Origin of the sequence: Streptomyces sp. UNOC14_S4 (assembly GCF_020740835.1) — a bacterium.
Classification (GTDB): Bacteria; Actinomycetota; Actinomycetes; order Streptomycetales; family Streptomycetaceae; genus Streptomyces.
Map to the genome: position 1 here is coordinate 1 of NZ_JAINFC010000840.1, position 1,975 is coordinate 1,975.

Sequence of the window (1,975 nt, forward strand, 5' to 3'; positions counted from 1 at the left end):
GTGCGTTGGCAGGTGACTGATTGTGTCCTGTGGCGAAGTGCACTCTGTTTACCGAGATGAAGCCCTTGTTTATTATTGAGTTCCCGATCACCCAGGTCTTCCAGCTGGAGGTCGTCGGCAACGTCAGATGTATTTACGTTACAGCCTGGGCGGTGTCGGCAAGACCGAGCTCGCCGTCCACCTCGCCCACTCCCTCGCCCCGCACTTCCCCGACGGCCAGCTCTACGCCGACCTGCACGGCGAGGACGGCCGGCCCGCCCTGCCCGAGGAGGTGCTCGGCTCCTTCCTGCGCGCCTTCGGGATCTCGCGCGAGGCCGTGCCCGCCGGGTTCGCCGAACGCTCCGCCCTGCTGCGGTCGGTGCTCACCGGACGCCACGTCCTGCTCGTCCTCGACAACGCCCGCGACGCCCGCCAGGTACGGCCCCTGCTGCCCGGCGGACCCGGCTGCGCCGTCCTCGTCACCAGCCGTGCCCGGCTCTCCGCGCTGCCCACCGCCCGCTCCGCCGAACTGGGCGTCTTCACCCCCGACGAGGCCCTGCGCCTGTTCACCGGCATCGTCGGCGAGCACCGCGTACGCGCCGAACCGGCCGCCGCCCGGGAGCTGCTGGCCGTCTGCGGCCACCTCCCGCTGGCCATCCGCATTCTCGCCGCCCGGCTCGTCAACCGGCCCCAGTGGCCCCTCGCCGCGATCCTCGGCCGGCTCACCGACGACCGGCGCCGCCTCGACATGCTGCGCACCGGTGACCTCGCTGTGGAGACCACCTTCCGCTTCGGCTACGACCAGTTGGAGCCCGCTCAGGCCCGCGCTTTCCGGCTGCTCGCCGTCCCGGCCGTCCCCGACCTGCCGCTCGCGGCCGTCGCCGCCGTGCTCGGCCTGCCCGGCGCCGAGGCGGAGGGACTCGCCGAGTCGCTGGTGGACGCCTCCATGCTGCAGAGCCCCGCGCCCGGCCGTTACCGCTACCACGACCTGCTGCGTGACTTCGCCCGCGGCATCGGGGACGAGGACCGTACCGGCGCGCTCGACCGGCTCGTCCGCCACTACCGCGCCTCGACCGCCGCCGCGCTCGGTTCCGCCGCCCGCCGCGCCGGGCTGACGCTCCGTCAAGAACCCGTGGCGCCCGCCCCCGTACGGACGGAGCACGAGGGCATCGCCAAACTCGTCGCCCAGTGGGCCGAGGAGGCGGACCCCGGCTCCGACCTGCGCCCGGCCGCCGAACTCCTGCTGGGCGCCACCCTGCTCTACGAGTCGGGGCAGGCCGCCCCGGAACTCGGCCGGGCCGCGAACGCGCTGCTGCGCGCCGTGCGGCAGCGCCGGGAACACGCCGACGAGGCCCGCGTCCGCTTCGTCCTCGGCAAGCTCCTCCTCGAAGAAGGCTCCTCGGCCGCCGCCGTCACGGAGCTGGCCCGTGCCCGCGAACTCGGCCGGTCGCACGACCTGCCCCGCGCACTCCGGGCCCACATCCACTCCGCGCTCGGCGCCTGCCACTACCACGCGGGGCGTCACGGCGAGGCCCTCGCCCGCTTCACCACCGCCGCGGAACTCCGCCACGGTCTCGACGACCCCGCGGGCGCGGCCGCCGAGACCCTAGGCACCGCCGGCGCGCTCGCCCGCCTCGGCCGCTTCGACGACGCCCTGCGCGTCGCCGCCTCCGCCCGTGCCGTCTGCCACGAACACGCCGACACCGACGGCGAGGCACTCGCCGAGAACGCCCTCGGCCGCATCGCGCAGGAACACGGTGACCACACGCGGGCCGCCGGGCACTACCGCGCCTCGATCGCCCTGCTGCGCCCGGACGACCGGCGCCGCACCGGCCGCAACCTCCGCAGGCTCGCCGAGACCCTGCGCGATGCGGGCCGCCCCGGAGAGGCCGTGGAGGCGGCGGCGCGGGCCGTCGACATTTTCTCCGTGGACGGCGACCACCGCGGGCGCGGCCTGGCCCTGGCCGCCCTCGCGCGCGCCCTCGTGGAGCGGGAC

At 75.1% G+C, this 1,975-nt stretch carries 1 protein-coding gene; it reads left to right on the plus strand.

All coding sequences use genetic code 11. The features are described from left to right. Nucleotides 1-127: 127 nt before the first annotated feature. On the plus strand, nucleotides 128-1,975 hold a 1,848-nt coding region (locus K6I34_RS36325; RefSeq protein ID WP_229332291.1), incomplete at its 3' end, for an NB-ARC domain-containing protein.